General features: G+C 54.4%; 14 protein-coding genes. 4 read left to right on the plus strand and 10 right to left on the minus strand.

The features are described 5' to 3' along the window. Window positions 1-160: 160 nt before the first annotated feature. Entirely contained in the window at window positions 161-958 is a 798-nt protein-coding gene (locus KIH86_RS20580) for a C40 family peptidase (protein WP_223080709.1), read from the minus strand. 333 nt (window positions 959-1,291) lie between these two features. Between KIH86_RS20580 and KIH86_RS20585 the strand changes: the two genes are divergently transcribed. Together KIH86_RS20585 and KIH86_RS20590 are read left to right on the plus strand one after the other, a co-directional pair. Next, entirely contained in the window at window positions 1,292-1,474 is a 183-nt protein-coding gene (locus KIH86_RS20585; RefSeq protein ID WP_223080708.1) for a hypothetical protein, read from the plus strand. 139 nt (window positions 1,475-1,613) lie between these two features. Continuing rightward, entirely contained in the window at window positions 1,614-2,237 is a 624-nt protein-coding gene (locus tag KIH86_RS20590) for a cyclase family protein (RefSeq protein WP_223080707.1), read from the plus strand. A 406-nt stretch (window positions 2,238-2,643) separates the two neighbouring features. On the opposite strand, the gene KIH86_RS20595 is transcribed toward KIH86_RS20590, so the two are convergent. Both KIH86_RS20595 and KIH86_RS20600 read right to left on the minus strand, forming a co-directional pair. Further along, window positions 2,644-4,269 (minus strand): ABC-F family ATP-binding cassette domain-containing protein, encoded by a 1,626-nt coding sequence (locus KIH86_RS20595; protein ID WP_223080706.1) that lies wholly within the window; start codon window positions 4,267-4,269, stop codon window positions 2,644-2,646. Between the two features lie 157 nt (window positions 4,270-4,426). Further along, entirely contained in the window at window positions 4,427-5,440 is a 1,014-nt protein-coding gene (locus KIH86_RS20600) for an MBL fold metallo-hydrolase (protein ID WP_223080705.1), read from the minus strand. Between the two features lie 288 nt (window positions 5,441-5,728). Between KIH86_RS20600 and KIH86_RS20605 the strand changes: the two genes are divergently transcribed. Next, window positions 5,729-6,868, plus strand: coding sequence for a virulence factor (locus KIH86_RS20605; RefSeq protein WP_223080704.1), 1,140 nt, complete (start codon window positions 5,729-5,731; stop codon window positions 6,866-6,868). Between the two features lie 178 nt (window positions 6,869-7,046). Here the strand turns inward: KIH86_RS20605 and KIH86_RS20610 are convergent, their stop codons facing one another. Beyond that, complete coding sequence (locus KIH86_RS20610; RefSeq protein WP_223080703.1) at window positions 7,047-8,537, minus strand: glycoside hydrolase family 43 protein; 1,491 nt, start codon at window positions 8,535-8,537, stop codon at window positions 7,047-7,049. Between the two features lie 184 nt (window positions 8,538-8,721). Here KIH86_RS20610 and KIH86_RS20615 point away from each other — a divergent pair, with 184 nt between their 5' ends. Continuing rightward, a complete protein-coding gene (locus tag KIH86_RS20615; protein ID WP_223080702.1) occupies window positions 8,722-9,633 on the plus strand; it encodes an ArsR/SmtB family transcription factor in 912 nt (303 codons plus the stop codon). Between the two features lie 160 nt (window positions 9,634-9,793). On the opposite strand, the gene KIH86_RS20620 is transcribed toward KIH86_RS20615, so the two are convergent. The 6 genes from KIH86_RS20620 to KIH86_RS20645 form a co-directional block, all read right to left on the minus strand. Beyond that, window positions 9,794-10,915, minus strand: coding sequence for a transglutaminase domain-containing protein (locus tag KIH86_RS20620; protein ID WP_223080701.1), 1,122 nt, complete (start codon window positions 10,913-10,915; stop codon window positions 9,794-9,796). A 273-nt stretch (window positions 10,916-11,188) separates the two neighbouring features. Continuing rightward, the gene (locus tag KIH86_RS20625) at window positions 11,189-13,579 is read right to left on the minus strand and encodes a glycoside hydrolase family 95 protein (protein WP_223080700.1); all 2,391 of its coding nucleotides are present in this window, start codon (window positions 13,577-13,579) and stop codon (window positions 11,189-11,191) included. 116 nt (window positions 13,580-13,695) lie between these two features. Then, window positions 13,696-15,441: an ABC transporter substrate-binding protein gene (locus tag KIH86_RS20630; RefSeq protein WP_223080699.1), complete on the minus strand. Its 1,746-nt coding sequence runs from the start codon at window positions 15,439-15,441 to the stop codon at window positions 13,696-13,698. A 237-nt stretch (window positions 15,442-15,678) separates the two neighbouring features. Beyond that, the gene (locus KIH86_RS20635) at window positions 15,679-16,578 is read right to left on the minus strand and encodes a carbohydrate ABC transporter permease (protein WP_223080698.1); all 900 of its coding nucleotides are present in this window, start codon (window positions 16,576-16,578) and stop codon (window positions 15,679-15,681) included. 17 nt (window positions 16,579-16,595) lie between these two features. Next, the gene (locus KIH86_RS20640) at window positions 16,596-17,495 is read right to left on the minus strand and encodes an ABC transporter permease (RefSeq protein ID WP_235775521.1); all 900 of its coding nucleotides are present in this window, start codon (window positions 17,493-17,495) and stop codon (window positions 16,596-16,598) included. A gap of 208 nt (window positions 17,496-17,703) precedes the next feature. Then, the gene (locus KIH86_RS20645; RefSeq protein ID WP_407672328.1) at window positions 17,704-19,518 is read right to left on the minus strand and encodes a sensor histidine kinase; all 1,815 of its coding nucleotides are present in this window, start codon (window positions 19,516-19,518) and stop codon (window positions 17,704-17,706) included. Window positions 19,519-19,780: the final 262 nt, after the last annotated feature.

Consider the following 19,780-nt stretch of genomic DNA (forward strand, 5'->3'; position numbering starts at 1 on the left):
CCGCCTTGCGTCCTTTTTGCCGCGATGCGTATGTCCGGACACAGAAAAAGGGGATATCCTTCCTGCCTCAAACGGCAGTGGACATCCCCTTTTCCCCGCAAACTGCACCCGTCACAAACCGTACTGCAATCGCTTCTTTCTGCTATTGGTAACTCTATGATCAGCGGATGACCGATCCTCCGAACATAAACCGGTTCATCCAAGAAGCGCTTAATTGATCGACCCGAACGCCTCCGGAAGAGGCCGAGTACGTATGCAGAATCTGGCCATCGCCCAGATAAATCGCCACGTGGGTGATCGTCTGTGCGGATTTGTCGATTCCGGCGTAAGCCGAAGCTGAGCTTCCCCGGTAGCTCATAAAGAACATCAGGTCTCCCCGCTTGAGCTTCGAAACATCGGTTACGGCCGTGCTGTTCGAGCGGACCCATGCTCCCTGCTGTCTGGAGTCCGCCGGCAGCTTGATATTCGCACCTTCCAGATAAGCCTGCCGGACAAAGTCCGAGCAATCGAAGGTCGAGGTATCGCTGCGGCTGGAGCCGTATTCATACGGCGTTCCGAGATAGCTCATGCCTCTTGCTATAACCGTCTCAATCGTTGACGAGGCCGGCGGTTCCTGCGAGGGCGCGGGAGCCGGTGGCGAGGTCCGGGAAACCGAAATATATTGATCCTGAGAGCTGACATAACCGATGTCGCCGTCCGCGGTGCGGACTTTGTAGAAATAAGAGTTGCTCTTCTCCAGAATGGCCACGGAATCGCCTTTTCTCAAATAGCCAAGAACCGTGCCTTTGCTGACGGAGGGCTCGCTGCGGAGCCGGACTGTCGATTCAATAACGCCCGTTAAGGATGATGCGGAAGCTGAGGCCGCCTGGGCAGACCCGGTCCCGACCGGTGATGCTGCCGTAAACAGGGCAGCCGAAAAAAACAACGCGGCAAAAAGCTGCTTCGATCGTTTGTTCATACCGTTCCCCCGGTTAGTAAGCTATGATGAGAAAATCAACAAGGGTGGCGCCGCCGTTATTGTTTTCTGCCCTCATTATAGGCCCCCGGGAAAATGGGAACATGCACCAAATCTCACAAATCCATATGCCAATTCATGGTAAACGGACAGGTCTATGGTCATGATTTCTCCTTTATTTTATAATTGCTGCCAGCTTTTAGGTCATGACCGGCAGTTAATTCTGGAAACTGGGGTTAGGCAAATGGTTGGTGCCGGGACCTTCGGACTTGCTTCTTGTCGGCGTTTTCAAAAAGCTATAAAATAAGCTCATGACAAGCTTCAAGGAGGATCGATATGACCGAAAGCAGTGATAAACCCAAAGTTAATCTGGCTGACGCCATCCGGGCCAAGCTCGAGCAGAAGAAGCAGCAGAACGGCTCCAAGCCGGGGGCCTTCAATGCCGGAGCCGCCAAAACCTTCAAGACCCAGAACAACAAGAAGCCGAACAACCAGCGCCGCCGCACCGGCGGGTCCTGAAGACCGGGCTTCCCTATAACGGAACCACAACGGGGCTTTCTCCGGACGCCGCATTCCCAGTTCGAATGCAGCCGGAAGGCTCCGTTTTTTATTGAAGACCGGACGCTGAAGGCTCCGGTCACTGAAGGGAGCGATAGACATGATTATCGATCTGTCCCATCCGATTCATGACGGGCTTCCGGTCTACCCGGGAGACCGTAAGACGAAGCTGGAGCGTTCCGCCGTATTCACCGTGAACGGGTATAACAACCATCTGCTGACGATCAACATGCACGCGGGCACACATATCGACGGCCATATGCACTTGACGGACTGTACGGCATACATCAACGAATACCCCCCGGACACTTTTATCGGCGAAGGAGTGCTGCTGGATGTCCGGCCCGGGGAAGACGGCGTCATTCCCTGTCTTCCCGAGTACGAGACGCTGGTTAAGCCGGGCGCAATCGTACTTCTGCACAGCGGCCACAGCCGTCTGTTCGGAGAGCCCGGATATTTCAGCGATTACCCGGTCATGGCACCGGAGCTTGCCGAGCTGCTCGTCCGCAAATCCGTCAAGATGGTCGGCATGGATACTCCTTCGCCGGATAAATATCCTTTTGCCGTCCACTCCATCTTCTTCCGCAGCCGGGTTCCGATTATCGAGAACCTGGCTCATCTGGACCGTCTTCAAGGCGTCTCCCGCTTTGAAGTGATCGCCCTTCCGCTGAATATCGAAGCGGATTCCTCGATCGCCCGGGTTATCGCGAGGGTGCTTCCTTAAAGCGGGCTAGGGGCCCGGGTTTAGGACGGGGGTTGGCAATACGGCTGGGGGACCGGGGTTTTCGCCGGAGCTGGCGCTGCGGCTGGGGGCCGGGGTTTAGGGTGGGGCTGGCGCTGTGGCCGGGGAACCGATGTTTAGGGCGGGGGCTGGCGCTGCGGCTGGGGGATCGATGTTTAGGGCGGGGGCTGGCACTACGGCCGGGGGGCCGGTGTTTAGGCCGGGGCTGCCGCCTCTCGGCCACCCGCCCGGCTGATCCGGACCGCCGATTTTCATTTGGCCGAGGATCATTGACTAGGCTGCGTTGACCGGGGCTGCGATCCGGCTGCCCTCGGCCCCCTCATAGACAAGAGCGCCCCGCAGAATGGCTGCGGGGCGCTCTTTTTAACCTATAGGCTAATTACGAATCTTACACTTCAACCGGATACATCCGCTGGCGGAGCTCCTTGATTTCGTCCGACTCCAGATATTCGTCATAGCTCATGGAGCGGTCGATAATGCCGTTCGGCGTAATTTCGATAATCCGGTTCGCAATCGTCTGGATGAACTGATGGTCATGCGATGTGAACAGGATCGTGCCGTCGAAATCGATCAGTCCGTTGTTCAGCGCGGTAATGGACTCGAGGTCCAAATGGTTCGTCGGCTCGTCGAACACGAGCACGTTCGCGCCGTTCAGCATCATTTTGGCCAGCATACAGCGCACCTTCTCGCCCCCGGACAATACGCTTGCTTTCTTCAGCGCTTCTTCGCCGGAGAACAGCATGCGGCCCAGGAAGCCGCGCAGGAAGGTCTCATCCTGATCCTTCGAGTACTGGCGCAGCCATTCCACGAGATTCAGATCCACGCCGTCGAAGTAGTTCGAGTTGTCTTTCGGGAAATAAGCCTGGCTGGTCGTGACGCCCCAGCTGTATTCGCCGGATTCAGCTTCAGCCTCACCCATGATGACATCGAACAGCGTCGATTTGGGCAGCCCGTTTGGTCCGACCAGTGCGATCTTGTCGCCCTTGTTCACGACAAAGCCCACTTCGTCCAGCACCTTCTCGCCTTCCAGCGATTTCGTCAGGCCGGTGACGGTAAGCAGCTGCTTGCCCGCTTCACGCTCCGGTTTGAAGTTCAGGAACGGGTATTTGCGGTTCGACGGACGGATATCGTCAAGCGTAATCTTATCCAGCTGCTTCTTGCGGGAAGTCGCCTGCTTCGATTTCGAAGCGTTCGCGGAGAAGCGCTGAATGAACGCCTGCAGCTCCTTGATCTTCTCTTCCTTCTTCTTGTTCGATTCCCGCTGCAGCTGAAGCGCGAGCTGGCTGGATTCGTACCAGAAGTCGTAGTTGCCGACGTACATCTGGATTTTGCCAAAATCGATGTCCGCAATATGCGTGCACACCTTGTTCAGGAAGTGACGGTCATGGGATACGACGATGACAGTGCCTTCGTAGTCCATCAGGAAGTTCTCCAGCCACTGGATCGATTCGAGGTCCAAGTGGTTGGTAGGTTCGTCAAGCAGCAGGTTGTTCGGGCGGCCGAACAGCGCCTGGGCAAGCAGGACGCGGACCTTCTCGTTGCCGCTAAGCTCCGCCATTTTCTTGTCATGGAGTTCGCGCGGAATGCCAAGACCGATCAGCAGCGCTGCGGCATCCGGCTCGGCGTCCCAGCCGTTCAGCTCGGCGAATTCGCCTTCCAGCTCCCCGGCGCGCAGGCCGTCTTCCTCGGAGAAATCGGACTTGGCGTACAGCGCATCCTTCTCCTTCATGATGTCATACAGGCGAGTGTGGCCCATGATAACCGTCTCAAGCACCGGATACTCGTCGTACTCGAAATGGTTCTGCTTCAGGACGGCCATGCGCTCGCCTGGCGTAATATGCACGTCGCCGGTGTTAGCCTCGATTTCGCCGGACAGAATTTTCAGGAACGTCGATTTGCCGGCGCCGTTGGCTCCGATCAGACCGTAGCAGTTCCCGGGAGTGAACTTTATATTTACATCTTCAAAAAGTGCGCGTTTTCCGTAACGGAGAGTCACGCCGCTTGTACTGATCATGTATTCATACCATCCTTTACACTTAGGTTTCCGGCATATTATAGCACAAAACCGCCCGCGCGTGCCGCAAATGGGCTGATTTCGTCCGCATTAAGGCGCAATGGCGGAGATTACAGGCAGCATTTGCTGATAATGCGGCTGATCTCCTTCTGCAACGTTACCAGGCGGGCAAGCTCGCGTCCACCTTCTTATGCTTCGCGTCCACGGGAGGAATGACAAGCGTCTCGCCGTTCCCCAGCACTTTGATCCGCTCCTCCGCGATTCCCCGCAAGGCCCGTGCCGCCTCCATCCGGTCCAGCGCCTCCTGCGCCGTATCGTCCGCAAGACGGAACGAGCCGTAGTGCATTGGGATCATCGTCTCCGCTCCCACATCGAGAAACGCCTGCACGGCTTCCTCCGGGTTCACATGCTGTAAGGCCATGAACCATTCCGGCTCATACGCGCCGATCGGCATCAGGGCGACATCGATTTGGAACCGCCGTCCAATCTCCTTGAAGCCCGGAAAATATCCGCTGTCCCCCGCAAAGTACAAATGAGGCAGCAGCTGCTCCCCTTCGCCTCCCTGCTCCATACGATCTCCGGGATTCCCCGGCTCCAGAATATAACCGCCCCAATGCGATGTGTCCGTGTCGAACGGCGTGCGCCGCGTCCAGTGCTGCGCCGGCACGAACGAGAGCTTCAACCGGCCGATGTCCACACTCTCCCACCACTGCATTTCCATACAGTTCCGGAAGCCTTTGCGGATCATTTTGCGCTTCAATCCGGCAGGCACGATCAGCTTCGTCTCCGCCCGGTACAGCCTGCGGATGGAAGGCAGATGCATATGATCATAGTGGGAATGGGAGATTAAGATGAGATCGATCGGCGGCACCTCCCCGATTCGCATTCCCGGCGGCGCCAGCCTCCGTTCGAAGCCCATGCGTTCCGCCCAGACAGGGTCCGTAATAATATTAAGTCCTTCATATTGGATAAAAAACGTGGAATGTCCGATCCAGGTAATCGTCGTCTCCCGGCGGTTGTTCATCAAATAGTCCACGCGCGGCGTTACACCGGGAACGGCAAAAGAGAAGTCCTTCTTCTTCCGGCGGCGTTCCCCCCGCCACTCGCGAAGCTCTTTGAACGTCTTGTCCACCTTGACATTGCCCATGTTCCGGTAACGGATTTTCGGCATGCTCCTTCTCTCCTTACGCCAGTCCTTGAGTTCGAATGATTTCATTCTAGCAGATTCGGCGGAACGGTTCCTCTTGGAGAGCGGGACCCACACACCACACGCGCCTGCCAATTGCTCCCCTCAGTTCTCTCGTGTTCTCGCTGTTTTGTAATTTCAATTAAATTTAAGGTAAAATGCGGATACAGCCTTCCCCGGCCGGAACCGGCCGCAGGAGACCCAAGATACGGCGCGGGCGGCACCGGAGACTTCGCCGGTAGCCGCCGCACGCGACAAGGAGGCCAAACCGGCATGAAAATTACATTTATTGAACCTACGCCAAGCCCGAATACAATGAAGCTTCATCTGGACGAGACGCTTGAAGCGGGCCTGCGCAGAACCTATACCCCCGAGACGCTGCGATCCGCCCCTTCCTGGGCGCGGGAAATGCTGACGATCCCTGGCGTTGCGGGCGTCTTCCACACCGCGGACTTCGCCGCGCTGGAGCGGAAGTCCTCGGCGGACTGGGCCGCAATACTCCGCGAAGTCCAGTCCCGCTTCGGCGGCGGAGAGTCAGGCGGGCAGGACTGGAGCCTGACGGACGAGAACGCCGGCGCCCATTACGGGGAGGCGCAGGTGTTCGTGCAGATGTTCCGCGCCATCCCGATGCAAATCCGCGTGAAGGCCGGCGCCCACGAGGAGCGCATCGCGCTGTCGCAGCGGTTCACCGAAGCCGTGACCGATGTGGCAAGCGCCGTTATGATCAAAGAGCGCAAGCTCACCGATTACGGCGTCCGCTATGGCGAGCCCGTGGATATCGCCCGCGAGGTCGAGCAAGAACTCGAGGCCGCCTATCCGCAGGAACGGCTGGACTCGCTGGTGCGACAGGCGATTGCGCACGGCCGCTCCGAGGGCGAATTCGTCGAGGAGCGCAGCAAGCGGTCGCAGGAGGAGCTGCTGCAGGACCTCGCCAGCGACGACTGGCGCGTCCGCTACGCCGCCCTCGACGATCTGACGCCCTCGCCCCAGCTGCTGCCCGAGATATCCCGGGCGCTAAGAGACCCGAAGCTGCAGATCCGCCGTCTCGCCGTCGTCTATCTCGGCGACCTCCGGACACCTGAAGCGATGCAGCTGCTCTACGAAGCGATGGAGGACAGCGCACCGGCAGTCCGCCGGACAGCCGGAGACACCCTCTCCGACATCGGTGATCCCGCCGCGACGCCGGTCATGACCGAGGCGCTGAAGGACGGCAGCAAGATCGTCCGCTGGCGGGCCGCGCGCTTCCTGTATGAGGTCGGCACGGCAGAAGCCCGTGACGCACTGGAAGCGGCGGTGAACGACCCCGAATTCGAGGTCGGCCTTCAGGCCCGGATGGCGCTGGAGCGGATCGAATCCGGCGAAGAGGCGGCCGGTACTGTCTGGCAGCAGATGGCGGAACGCCGCCGGAGCTAAAGCGGCCTCTCCGTGCAATCTGATACGAAGTTGCCGTAGCTTGTAGAAGCCGCGGAAATGTCTATAAATGGCAGCAAAACAGCGATCTTCCGGTTATTGGAGGATCGCTGTTTTGCGTTTTTGTTCACTCGCGGCTTGAGTCCTCGATTTTTATATACCCCGGTTCGTTAGGTGAGCTTCACAGATACTCGCATTTGAATTTTGAGAACACGGCCGAAGCGCCTTCACCATAAGCATATAAACCGATGATTACACCAGTAAAACCACCGGCAACCTCGGAGGAAAGGTATCTGGTTTGAGCTGTGCCCAAGGTTATTTCCTTGCCGCCGGTATGAAGAAGGAAGGTATACACTTCATTTGACGCCCGTATTACCAATGTTGCCTGGTTGTCGTCTCCCAATTCAATCTCATTTTGAACGGATTTAATATCCCCGATGTTAAGGCGCTCGATCACCTTATATCCGTTCATGCCTTTGACAACCGCTAAATCGTAATGGTGCTGTTCGTCCATATAGAGGGTAATGCCGGCCTCTCCTAGTGCAAGACTTACTTCACAGGAAATGATTGCCTTGAAGTCTTTCTGACGAATACCTATAAAGGTCGGAGAGTCTGGTTGATCCAGGGAGATTTCCGTCCCCTTAAGTGTCAGTTTGTTAGACCCAAATAAATAATTTTGCAGATGAGGATGTCTGAGATAGCACCAGTCTTTGTCCCATTCCGTATTTTCAAAAGTAAAAGACCGCTTCTCCGCTTGAATGACGCTCTCCGGAATCCGATCCGTCTCAAAAGCGATTAGGGAAGTGCCATGATGACCAGCCGTAAACCAGCCGCTCTCATCAAAAGTAACGGGGGTTAAAAACACTTCGCGGCCAAGATGGTGATACGTCTGCCACTGCCCAATTTGCCGGAATCCCAGGTGGAATAACCACCAATTTCCTTGATGGTCTTGAACCAGATCCCCATGCCCCACGCCCTGCAGCTCATAGCCGCCCAAGTTCCGGTTCGTTAAGACCGGATTATGAGGATAAGCCTCGAAAGGACCAGACACGGAAGCTCCCCGGGCGTAGGTTTCCATGTGGCCATATTCGGTTCCACCTTCCGCAGCAAGCAGATAATACAAGCCGTTTATTTTATACATATGAGGGCTTTCCAGATAACGCCCGCCTGAACCTTGCCAGATCATGCGGCTTGGCGTCAGCTTTTCTCCGGTATTAATATCAATTTCGCATTGAACGATCCCCGCCACTCCGAAATCGTCAGAGCCGTTGCTCATGAAATACGTTCTGTGGTCTTCAAAATATAAGTCCGGATCAATTCCGCCTTGATCAACGAAAATCGGTTCTGACCATTCGCCGTAAATATCGTCCGTCCACACATAGAAGTTTTGACGAGTCGTATCATTTGTAGTTGTCATGTAGAAACGTCCGTTGTGGTGACGAAGGGTTGGAGCGAATACCCCTCCCGAGCTGTTTACCTTTTCGAGCTGAACCTGGCTTGATCTTGTAAGACAATGGCCAATCTGCTGCCAGTTAATTAAATCTTTGCTTTCAAAGATCGGGACGCCGGGGAAATATTGAAAGGAGCTGCAGATCAGATAATAGGAATCGCCTGCTCTGCAAACGCTTGGGTCCGGGTAAAAGCCTTTAATGACCGGATTTTGGTATTTCATTCTTTTCACCTCATTATAAATTCACAAATCTATGAATCCTATTCGATTAGTATCTGCTAAGAAAATTAAACACCTAAGCCCAATTCGATTCAATAGAATAAGGTTGAACCTCAGCGCAATATTTATTAAATTAATATAAATGTGATTTCAACAAGTTCAATATTTGGGTCAGGTGATAATGCGTATGATCAAAGCAAACGGAGAACTCCAATACATGGTGTTGTATGAAGCGCTCGCAAGTGAAGTCAGATGGAGAATTATGGATTTGCTTGCTCTGAAAGAAATGAGCGTGAAAGAAATAGCGGCTAAGCTGGAGCTCAGTCCCTCCATCGTTACCATGCACGTCCGAAAGCTCGAACAAGCGAAACTCATTGGCAGCCGCAGAGTACGCCGTAACGGAGGAACGCACAAAATATGTCACCTCGAACAAGATGACATCGAGATCGAGCTGCCATCAGCTAAAAGAAGCAACAGAATAAGAGAACAATCCATCTCCGTTGGTCATTACACGGCTTTTGAAGTATATCCTACCTGCGGAATCGGTACCCGTGAGAAAGAAATCGGGGTTTGGGATGATCCGCGTTATTTCCTCGATCCCGAGCGCGTCCAAGCTTCCATCCTTTGGTTCGGCCGGGGTTATGTAGAGTACAAAATGCCCAACTATTTGCCTCCCGATCAAACGGTGTGCGCCATCGAAATTTCAATGGAAATCGCTTCCGAAGCTCCAGGCTTAAAAGATCATTGTCCTTCGGATATTACCTTCATGTTTAACGGAGTTAAACTTGGAACATGGACGAGTCCTGCCGATTTCGGCAGGGCGGCTCGCGGCAGATATACTCCGGATTGGTGGCATCGAAACGTGAATCAATACGGATTATTGAAGACCATTCGTATTGACGATTTGGGAACCTCTATAGACGGAGATCGGATGTCGAATATGACCATCGCGGATCTCAAGCTCAGTGAGCCTTTCTGGACGATTCGCTTCTCGGTTGAAGAGCAGGCCGAACATGTAGGAGGATTAACGCTTTATGGTGCCGGATTTGGCAATCATGATCAGGACATTGTCATTCGCGCTTATCTTAATGAGCGATAACCGAACCCTGAGCAGATCATCAACCGCCATTCGTTGCGAAGCAGCACAGCTTAAACAACACAACATAAACACGCCTTGCCCAGGCCCACGGCCCAAGCAAGGCGTTTGTGTTTCACCAAATAAATAGAATCACCAAAATCCCCTGCACCCCGGCAGCCTACTACCAGTACAATTCCACTTTCAAACTCCGCGTGCCATCCTGAGAAGAAGTCCTGTACCGCAGATTGTCAAAGCCTTCTCCGTACAGCGTCTGAAGATCGCCGACAAGGCGGCTCTCGCTGCCTCCGTACCGGAAGAGCAAAGAGCTCTTGCCGCTGCTCCTGGCCTGCCGGGCCAACGCCGTCAGCTCCGCCGGTGTGCTTACAGCCCCGCCATCTTCGTACACGTTATAATGCAGTTCTTGCTGCAGCTTCCGGTAGACGGCCACCTTGCTTCCTCCCGAAGAGGCAAGGCCGTTCAGCACATCCGCATATTTTACCGACGCGGCGGGATAAGCCTTCGTCCAGGTATGATCGCGCCGCATCTCGCTGTCGGTTAGGAGGTAGTAGTTCGTGCTGACCTTCCCGCTTCGGTCGGGAACCGGATCGTCCCAGGTCGTGTCCAGATGATACCAGCGGCCTCCCAATTGAACGAGATTCCAGGCATGTGATATCCCGGAGCCGTTCTGCCAGGCCGTTCCTTCCACTATTTTGTTCGGAATGCCGGCGTTTTTCAGCAGCTTATAGGTCAAGAGCGCATAGCCCTGGCAGACCGTGCTTCCGCTCTTCAGCCCTTCATAAGCCGTGTAACGGGTATAAGTCGTATCGTATTTCAGATGAAGAACCACCCAATCATGAATGGCCTTCACTTTCTCGTCCCCTGTCATTCCCGGCTTGATAATCTGTTTGTTAATCGCCTTGACCCTCTCATCCACATAAGCGGTCTGCTGAAGCGTCTCCCGGTACGCAATCGTCACGCTTACGGCGGCCGAATTGGCGCCTCCCCGGAACGAGAAGCTGTAGCTGTCCACTATGTAATTCACATAAGGGTCTCCGGTTATCGCCTTGTCCAGCGCAGATTGGATTTGAGATTTCAAGCCGGCGGTTCTGCCCTGATAAGTAAAAGAGATATTCTCCTTGCGACTGGCAATCGCTGCCGTAAGCCGCTGGGTCATATCGCTGACGGAGCGTATGGCCGCACTATTCGTTGCAGCATAAGCATAATCCATCCCCCAGTATACGGCCTGTGGAACGGCAGCCGCAGCCAGCATGCCGAGCAATATGGCCTTCGTCATCTTTCCCATCCGTTTTCAGCCTTCCTGGTTCAATTTTGCAGCACCGCATATGTAATATAGGCCCTCTAGCCTTGTACCATATATTACATGTCTCCTGGTTCATTTCCAATACGACTTGAGCGCCAAATTTTCAGAAAAAGAACATCTTTTCAAGGCTTCCCGGTTGTATAGGCCCAGGGGATACCTCTTAAGGCATCCTTTAGACTATGAGTGTATACCGGGAAATAGAAGCCCGCGCCAATGCGCGGTTAACGGATGAAAACGCCCGACGCCAAAGAGAACTTATCCCTTCTGCTGAACCGTAACGAGAAAAACCTCGCCCGCCTTCGCTTCCAGCAAATGACCGTCCGTCAACGGCTTTGTGCCGCCGGATACCATAATCTCCAGCCCGCTGTCATAGCGCAGTCGAAGCACGCCATCCTGTGAAGCGGCGATTCGCGCAGATACCAGCTCGCCGCTCTGCCACTCGATATCCACCGTATATCCGCCCCGGGCTTTCAGACCCTTGACGCTGCCGTTCTTCCAGGCGCCCGGGAGTGCCGGCAGCAGATGGATTTCGCCCAAATGGCTCTGCAGCAGCATTTCGGCAATGCCCGCGGAAGCTCCGAAATTGCCGTCGATCTGGAAAGGCGGGTGAGCATCGAACAGGTTCGGATACACCGAGCGAGTCAGCAGCGTCCGGACGAAGCGGTACGCGCCTTCGCCCTCAGCCAGCCGGGCATGCAGATTAATGAGCCAGGCGCAGCTCCAGCCGGTATGGCCGCCGCCACTGGCAATCCGGTGCTCCAGCGATCTGCGGCTTGCTTCCACAAGCTCGGGCGTGTCTCTGTCATTGATCAGGCTGCCCGGATACAAGCCATACAGATGGGAGACGTGGCGATGCCCTGGCTCCGCCTCGGCAAATTCCTCGGACCATTCCTGAAGACGCCCGTCATGGCCGACTCGGAAAGGAGCAAGCCGGGCTGACGCCGCATGCAGCTGCTCACGGAAATCCTCATCGACGCCCAGGATGTCCGCAGCCTCGGCGCAGCTTGCCAGAAGCTCGCGGATCAGCGACATATCCATCGTCGAGCCCGCAGAGATGCAGCAGGGCTGGCCGTCTTCAGCCAGGAACCGGTTCTCCGGCGATGTCGAGGGATTGGTAACCAGGTAGCCGTCCGGCGATTCTACCAGCCAATCCAGGCAGAACAGAGCCGCTCCCTTCATCAGCGGGTAAGCCGTCTCCCTCAGAAAGCCTTCCGACGGATTGAAGGTGTAGTGCTCCCACAGATGCCGGCACAGCCAGACGCCGCCCAGCGGCCAGAAGGCCCAGCTGGAGTCTCCGCCTGTCGGATTGGACATCCGCCACAGGTCAATATTGTGGTGAGCCGTCCAGCCGCGCGCGCCGTAATGAATAGCCGCTGTTCTTGCACCCGTTCGGCTCGTTTCCTTAATAAGGCCGATCAGCGGCTCATGGCATTCGGCGAGATTGCACACCTCCGCATGCCAATAGTTCATCTGTGTGTTGATATTGGTTGTATAGTCGCTGTTCCACGGCGGCTGAATCTTATCATTCCAGATGCCCTGAAGATTGGCAGCCTGGGTGCCCGGACGGGAGCTGCCCATCAGAAGGTAGCGGCCGTACTGAAAGAGGAGCGCCTCAAGCGCCGGATCTTCGGCGCCTTCGCGGTAAGCGGCGAGCCGCTGGTCAGTCGGCCGCCCGGCCGCCTCCAAGCCGCCGAGGTCCAGATCGACCCGCCGGAACAGCTTCCGGTGATCGGCGGTATGCCGGCTGCGAAGCTCGTCATAGGCAAGAGCTTCCACCGCGAGAATCCGCTCAATCGCGCTGCGGTCTTTCCCGGCCGATCCATCGGAAGCTTCAGAATCCGCCGCGAAATGGGCGGCCCTGTTCTTCAGCTCCCCGTAATTCGTATCCGCCGCAAGCAGCAGTGTGAAGCTGTCGGCCCCGGTGATCTTAATGGCGCCATCTTCGATAGAGATGCTTCCGCCTTCGGCCAGCGCCTTCACATACAGCTCGAAGGTCATGCCGAGTCCATCTTCGTACAGCACCGAAACGGGATGATCGCCAAAGTAGTTGTCGGCGATATTGGACGGGCAGCGTCCTTTCATCATTAGGCTTCCGTCCGAGGCCGGGAGAATGACATGGCACAGAGCGCTGTCCAGGCTGACCGAGGCGTTCAGACTCCCCTTATGTCCCTGTACACGAACGACGCATACGCCGTCCGGAGTGCTCACGAACATCTCCCGGGCACAAGGGAAGCCACCGGCTTCTGCAGTTATGCGGGCGATGCCGCTATCCAGATCCAGCTCACGCCGATAATCGGCGCCTTCCGCAGCATTGTCCATTTCGATATACAAATCGCCGAGAGGCATATAGGCCTGGCAGTTGACTCCCAGCATGCGCGCGTTGACAAGCTCCTGCGCTTCGGCGTATTTGCCTGCGAAGACAAGCTCGCGCGCCCGCTTCAAATAGCGGATCGCTTCATAATTGTTCGTGTCCCGGGGAAAGCCCGACCACAGCGTATCCTCATTGAGCTGCAAGTGTTCCTTCGCCGCTCCGCCGAACACCATCGCCCCGAAGCTTCCGTTGCCGAGCGGCAAGGCCTCTTCCCAGACCTCCGCAGGGCGTTCATAGATTAATTTCCAGATGGAGTCCTTCTTCGTTTCGTCCATTGTTCCGTCTGCTCTCCTTTGCCGGCGGACAGATCCGCAAGAATGCGCAAAGACCCTGACATAATGTCGGGGTCTGTTGCGGTTATGCTATTATTCTATCAAGTGCGATCAGCCGATTACAGCGTTTTGCCGGTAAACAGTTCCACTCTTTTCTTAACCATTTCGGTATATTGAGCTTCCATATCTTCGGCGCCCGCTTTGTTCAGCTCGGCGATGAAGCTGTCGTACACTTTATCGAAGTCAGCCTGCTTGGACAGGATGGCTTCCGGAATGCGTTTGCGGATAATATCCTGCGTTTTTTGGTAAATCACTTGATAGTCGCCGTCAGTCGGAACAGCCATGTTGTACAGAGCGCCCCACTCTTTAGCCGGGAAGTCTTTCTCGCTTGGGAACAGGTCCTTCCAGGTTGTTGCCTTGTAAGCAGCCAGAGATTTCTTCTCGGCATCGGAATAGCTGGCCACAATCTGTTCAGGGAAATTGGTCGTATAGTAGTTGTCCGTCGAATCCTTCACGCCATCGCCATAGTGCGGAGCGAAAGCGGTGTACAGGCCGATACCGGTCTCCTTGGCGAAGCTGGAGTTGTCATTGACTTTCTTATTCAGCACGTCGGCAGGGATCGTACGCTTGCCGTCTGCGTCAACGGTATACTGCTTGCCTTCAATACCCCAGTTAGTCAGAACCTGACCTTCGTCGGATGCGAGCCAGTCGAGGAACTGGATAGCGCGAACCGGGTCCTTGCAGTTCTTGCTGATGCTGATTCCGGCGCCGTCTACACCTGCACTCTGCAGTTCATGATCCTTGTATTCGGAGGACAGTGTTACCGGGAAGTGCGCATAGGTGTATTCGTTCTTGCCGGCAGATTTCAGCGCATTTTCAGCTTCTTGGTACTCCCATTCCTGGGAGATCAGTCCAAGAACACGTCCGCTTGCGATTTTAGCCTTGTATTGGTCGTCCTTCTGAACGAAGGTGTCTTTGTCGAGAAGGCCTTCGTTGAACATTTTGTTCAGCCAGCGGAAGTATTCTTTCTCTTCCGGGCGTTTGTAGTGCAGCTGAGCGTTGTACGTCTTCGGATCGACATAGTATTCGCCGTCATCAGGAGCCCCGGTTGTAATGAAGGCAGGATTGGTGACCGTGATCATGATTTTCCAGTCGTCCGCGTTCAGTGTCAGCGGGATGGTCGGCTGTCCATCCGTCGTCGGATGCTTCGCGACGTATTCCTTCAGCACTTTCTCGTAATCTTCAACGGTCTTGACCTCCGGATAACCCAGCTCTTCAAGAACGCGATGTTGAATTTCAAAGCCGCCTGTGGCATCAAACGATATGCCGTCTACTCCAATGTTGGTCGGTATGGAGTAGATCGCCTGGTCGTCGTTGCTGTACTTCAAACGGTTCATGTTGTCGCCAAAGATTTTTTTGATATGCGGAGCATATTTGTCGATCAGGTCGGTCAGATCAAGCAGTTCGCCCGCGTCAACGAGGTATTTGATTTCGGCTTTACCGAACAGAAGATCCGGAACTTCGCCGCTGGCCGCCATGAGCTGGATACGGCTTTGTCCGCCGCCGCTGCCTACATCGTACTCAGCATTGATCGTAACACCCGTCTTCTTGGTGATCTCCTTGCCCACGTCGTCCTGCATATTATTCCAGTTCGGGCTGGCGTCAGCGCCAAAGAAAGAAAATGTAATCGGTGTCGTATCCATTGCCGGTGCTGCCGAAGCCCCGGCGGATGCTCCCGCCGATGCGGCAGGGCTATCAGATGCCTTGCTTTCGTTTTTATTGTTATTGCCCCCGCCACAGCCGGCGATCATCATGGAACTTGCCAGTAACAGCAAAAATGCGGAACGGATGCCCTTACTCTTCATAATACTATCCCCCTTGATAATGTGTAGTACAACCATCTATGCATATCATCAGGACAAGCCTGGCTATGCCTTGCTTTGAATGACGCACTTGGATAACGCTTTCAGATAACGCTTGCAAACAATCTCCAAAAAAATTTCAATACGCAAATTTGAACCAGTAAACCGTGATGTTGAAGGAATTCGGGAACGGGGCCCGGCTTTGCCGGATACGCCCCGTTAATCTCCCGTTCGTGCGCTTTAAGCCTTGACCGCTCCCAATGTCATGCCGCCTACAAAGTACTTTTGCAGGAACGGATAGACGATGAGAATCGGTACGGTAACGACAATCGTAATCGCCATTTTGATCGATTCCGGCGAGATATTCGCCATTTGCTTCGCCATATCGTTGGCGTTCGTCATGGCCCCGCCCTGGTTCGTTGTCGCCAGCACCTTCATCAGCTCGTACTGCAGGGTAGTCAGATTCGCCTTGCTGCCGTTGTACAGATAGGTCGAGAACCATTCATTCCACTGGCCCACCGCCAGGAACAGCGCGATTGTCGCCAGAACCGGCTTGCAGAGCGGCATGATGATTTTGTAGTAGATCTTGAAATCATTCGCGCCATCAAGCTTGGCCGATTCCTGAAGGGCAAAGGGCAGACCGTCCATGAAGGAACGAATGACGAATACGTTGAAGGCGGATACGGCGCCGGGGAGAATGTAGACCCAGAAGCTGCCGATCAGGTTCAGCTGTCGCATCAGAATGTACACCGGAACCAGGCCGCCGGATACATACATCGTCATAGCCAGGAAGACCGAGACTGCTTTTCTGGCTTTGAACTCCTGCCGGCTGAGCGTGAACGCCAGCATGGAGGAGCTGATCAATCCGACGATCGTCCCGAGCACGGTGCGGAGCACCGAGATTTTGAAGCCTTGAATAAGCCCGGTATAGCTGAAGATGCGTTGGTAGTTCTCAAGCGTCCAAGCCCGCGGCCAGATGTATATGCCGCCCCTTACCGTGTCGACCGACTCATTCAAAGAAATGGCCAGCACGTTCAGAAAGGGGTACAAGGTGACAATCATCACGATTGCAAGGAAGACATACAGCAGCACATCGAACAGCCGCTCCCCTTTGGTCATGTTAAAAGCTTTCGTATTCATTTCTTGAGTCCCCCTTCCTACATGATGCTTTCTTTGGTAAATTTCTTCATCAAGCCGTTAGCGCTCAGGAGCAGAATGATACTGACAACCGAGGTGAACATACTGATGGCGGTACCATAGGAGAAGTGCCCGATTTGTATACCGTATTTAAGCGCGTATATGTCAAGGACTTCCGAATAGTCGGTAACCAGGTTGTTGCTCAACTGGAACTGCTTCTCGAAACCGATTCCGATCAGATGACCGATGGACATGATCAGCAGCACCATGACGGTGGAACGGATGCCCGGCAGCGTGATATGGAACATCTGTTTGAATCTTCCGGCCCCGTCAACACGGGATGCCTCGTACAGTTCTTTATCAATACCGGTAATTGCCGCCAGATAAATGATGGCGTTCCATCCGGTTTCTTTCCACAGATCGGATGCGGTTACAATTCCCCAGAAATACTTGCCTTGAGCCATAAACTGAATCGGTGTGTCGATTATATGCGTCCACATCAGCAGCTGATTGACAATCCCGCCGTCGATCGAGAGCATCTTGGACACAATGCCCGCAACGACGACCCAGGATACAAAGTGGGGGAGATAGGAAACCGTCTGAACCGTTCTCTTGAAGGTGTTCCCCCGTATTTCATTCAGCATGACAGCGAATACAATTGGAACTATGAACCCGAAGACCAATCCCAGACCGCTCATTACCAAGGTGTTGCGAAGTACCAGATAGAACCGTTCATCCTGGAACAGCCTTGTGAAGTTGTCGAACCCCACCCATTTTTGTTCCCCAAAAGATTTTGATGGCTTGTAGTTTTGAAAGGCCATCGTCCAGCCCCATAATGGCAAGTAACTGAAGATAAACACCCATATAACGAATGGAATTGACATCATATACAAGTATTTCTGTTCAGCAAAGCTCTTCAACCATCCATTCGACTTCTTCTTGCGCGGGGTAGAGGAGTTTACGCTTTCATTGGCCGGTACATTCGACTCGGTTAGCGCTTCCACTTTCTACATCCCCCCTTCGTTATGATGTTTATATCATAGCTTAGCGGATGCGCTTTCAGTACCCGACAGATTTAACGTAAAACCCCATAAGAATTTGACATTCCCCATATAGATTGCGGGTTTGTCAGTTCGTATGTTCCCCCGTTTCCGGAATGGAAAAGGTGATGCATGTACCCTCACCCTCCCGGCTCTCAATATGAAGCCCGCGGTTCTCACCATAGTACAGTACCAGCCGCTGATGAACGTTCCGCAGACCGATCCGGCTTCGCGGCTCATCCTCAGCCTTCGAGATGACCTCCCTGATCTCGGCGAGCCGGTCCTCCGACATGCCCGCTCCGTCATCCCGCACCATAACCTCGATATTCTCGTCCTTCAGGGCAATATGCACATCAACCCGAACCGCGCCTTCCTTGTTCTCCAGGCCGTGAACCACCGAGTTCTCCACCAGCGGCTGTATGATGAGCGGAGGCATCACAATATCCATGCATTCCGGATCAACGGACAAGTCGTAATCCAGCCGGTCCTCGTAGCGGAATTTCTGAATTTCCAGGTAAGAACGGATCATCTCCACCTCGTCCTTGATCGGCGCCATGTCCCGCCCGACCTCCAGATTCTTGCGCATCAGCTTGCCAAGAAGCCTTACCGTGTTGGCGATTTCCTTCTCGCCTTTGATATGGGCGTTCATGCGAATGGATTCCAGCGCATTGAACAGGAAGTGCGGATTGATCTGGCTGGCCATCATCTTGAATTTGATCTCCTTCTGGGCGAGCTCCAGCTTGCTGTTCCGCTCATTGCTCTCGATAACCCGCTCGATCAGCTGGTTGATGCTGCCGACCATATAATTGAACTGGCGGGACAGCTGGCCGATTTCATCATTGCCGTCGATATTCGAAATCACGTTGAAATTGCCGAGCGCCACCTGGTTCAGCTGGCGGCTCAGGCGAAGCAGACGGTTGGTCATCAGGAAGGAAATCGCATTGACCATCGCAAGCGCTACCACGAGTACGCCAAGAATAATGATAAGTCCGAGTGTGCTGACCCTGTTGGCGTCTTTGACAATATCCTCGGTCGCGAATACGGATACAATTTTCAGCTTGCTGATGCTGTACAGCGGAGTCAGCTCGTTCACTATGACATAGGAATCAACGCCCTTTACAGTTGTCTTGATGACTTTCTCCCCCGATGTGCCCAGATCTGCGCCGATATCGAGCGAGTCCAGCGTTTGGCCGATCTGCTCCTGACTTTTGGCCGCGGCAATGTAGCCCTGCTCATCCACAACCAGCGTCTCGAAGGGCTCCTGATACAGCATCTGCTCCAGCCCTTCCGGCTTCATCTGCACCATCAGGATGCCTGTCCGGCGGAATTCCGGATAGGCTACGTGGCGGACCAGGCTCAGCTTGTTGATCGAGCCAGCCGGGCTGCTGCTGTATACATCCTTATCGGGGATATACAGCCAATAGATCCCCTTATTCTTCATGACGGAGTTGAACCAGATGCTCGATTTGATATCGGCGTCCACCGGCGAAATCGACATATTATTCACCAGCGTAGGATTGTCGATAAAGAAGCGGATATTCGAAATCTCGCGGTACTGCAAAATATACTTATCGAACACCTTGTAATTGTTATAAGCCTTCGTCAGCTCCAGAATATTGGCATAACGCGTATTGACAAGCTCGTTTAATTGCTGGTCAAAGACCAGCAGATTGGAAATATCCGTCGGCACGCGAAGCAGCGAAGACAGCTGGCTCTTGATCTTGGCGACATTGTTAGTGGCCTGATCGATCGCCCTGCTGAGCGCCTCACTCCGGTAATAGCTTGTCAGGCTAATGCCGACGACCAGCACGGGCAGCATAACGAACAGACAATAGAACAAGATCAGCTTGTTCTTCAGCTTCATGTCATTGATGGCGCGAATCAGAGATTTGATCGTACTCACCCTTTCCAGGCAATTCGAGGTCCCTATAAAAACACCCTATAATAACACAACTATATCGGAGAAAGATCGATCGGCAAAGAGATGCGGTAACAGGAAATCTATGGACTCGAAAAATAGAAAAACAGACCCCCTCCGGCGGAAACGCCGAAGACAGCCTGTTCATGCGCTAAAGAGGCGGAGTAGAAGCTGCGGGGGCCGGCATTCACCCTGAGCGGCGCGTCCTCCACTCTTCGGGGCAGTCCGGGACCCGGACCAGTCATCC

It is taken from the genome of Paenibacillus sinensis (genome assembly GCF_019904155.1).
Taxonomy (GTDB): domain Bacteria; phylum Bacillota; class Bacilli; order Paenibacillales; family Paenibacillaceae; genus Paenibacillus_AQ; species Paenibacillus_AQ sinensis.

Excerpts from the sequence above, each read along its gene's own strand:
- KIH86_RS20580 (WP_223080709.1), bottom strand. The coding sequence starts at position 958 with ATGAACAAACGATCGAAGCAGCTTTTTGCCGCGTTGTTTTTTTCGGCT.
- KIH86_RS20585 (WP_223080708.1), top strand. The coding sequence starts at position 1,292 with ATGACCGAAAGCAGTGATAAACCCAAAGTTAATCTGGCTGACGCCATC.
- KIH86_RS20590 (WP_223080707.1), top strand. The coding sequence starts at position 1,614 with ATGATTATCGATCTGTCCCATCCGATTCATGACGGGCTTCCGGTCTAC.
- KIH86_RS20595 (WP_223080706.1), bottom strand. The coding sequence starts at position 4,269 with ATGATCAGTACAAGCGGCGTGACTCTCCGTTACGGAAAACGCGCACTT.
- KIH86_RS20600 (WP_223080705.1), bottom strand. The coding sequence starts at position 5,440 with ATGCCGAAAATCCGTTACCGGAACATGGGCAATGTCAAGGTGGACAAG.
- KIH86_RS20605 (WP_223080704.1), top strand. The coding sequence starts at position 5,729 with ATGAAAATTACATTTATTGAACCTACGCCAAGCCCGAATACAATGAAG.
- KIH86_RS20610 (WP_223080703.1), bottom strand. The coding sequence starts at position 8,537 with ATGAAATACCAAAATCCGGTCATTAAAGGCTTTTACCCGGACCCAAGC.
- KIH86_RS20615 (WP_223080702.1), top strand. The coding sequence starts at position 8,722 with ATGATCAAAGCAAACGGAGAACTCCAATACATGGTGTTGTATGAAGCG.
- KIH86_RS20620 (WP_223080701.1), bottom strand. The coding sequence starts at position 10,915 with ATGGGAAAGATGACGAAGGCCATATTGCTCGGCATGCTGGCTGCGGCT.
- KIH86_RS20625 (WP_223080700.1), bottom strand. The coding sequence starts at position 13,579 with ATGGACGAAACGAAGAAGGACTCCATCTGGAAATTAATCTATGAACGC.
- KIH86_RS20630 (WP_223080699.1), bottom strand. The coding sequence starts at position 15,441 with ATGAAGAGTAAGGGCATCCGTTCCGCATTTTTGCTGTTACTGGCAAGT.
- KIH86_RS20635 (WP_223080698.1), bottom strand. The coding sequence starts at position 16,578 with ATGAATACGAAAGCTTTTAACATGACCAAAGGGGAGCGGCTGTTCGAT.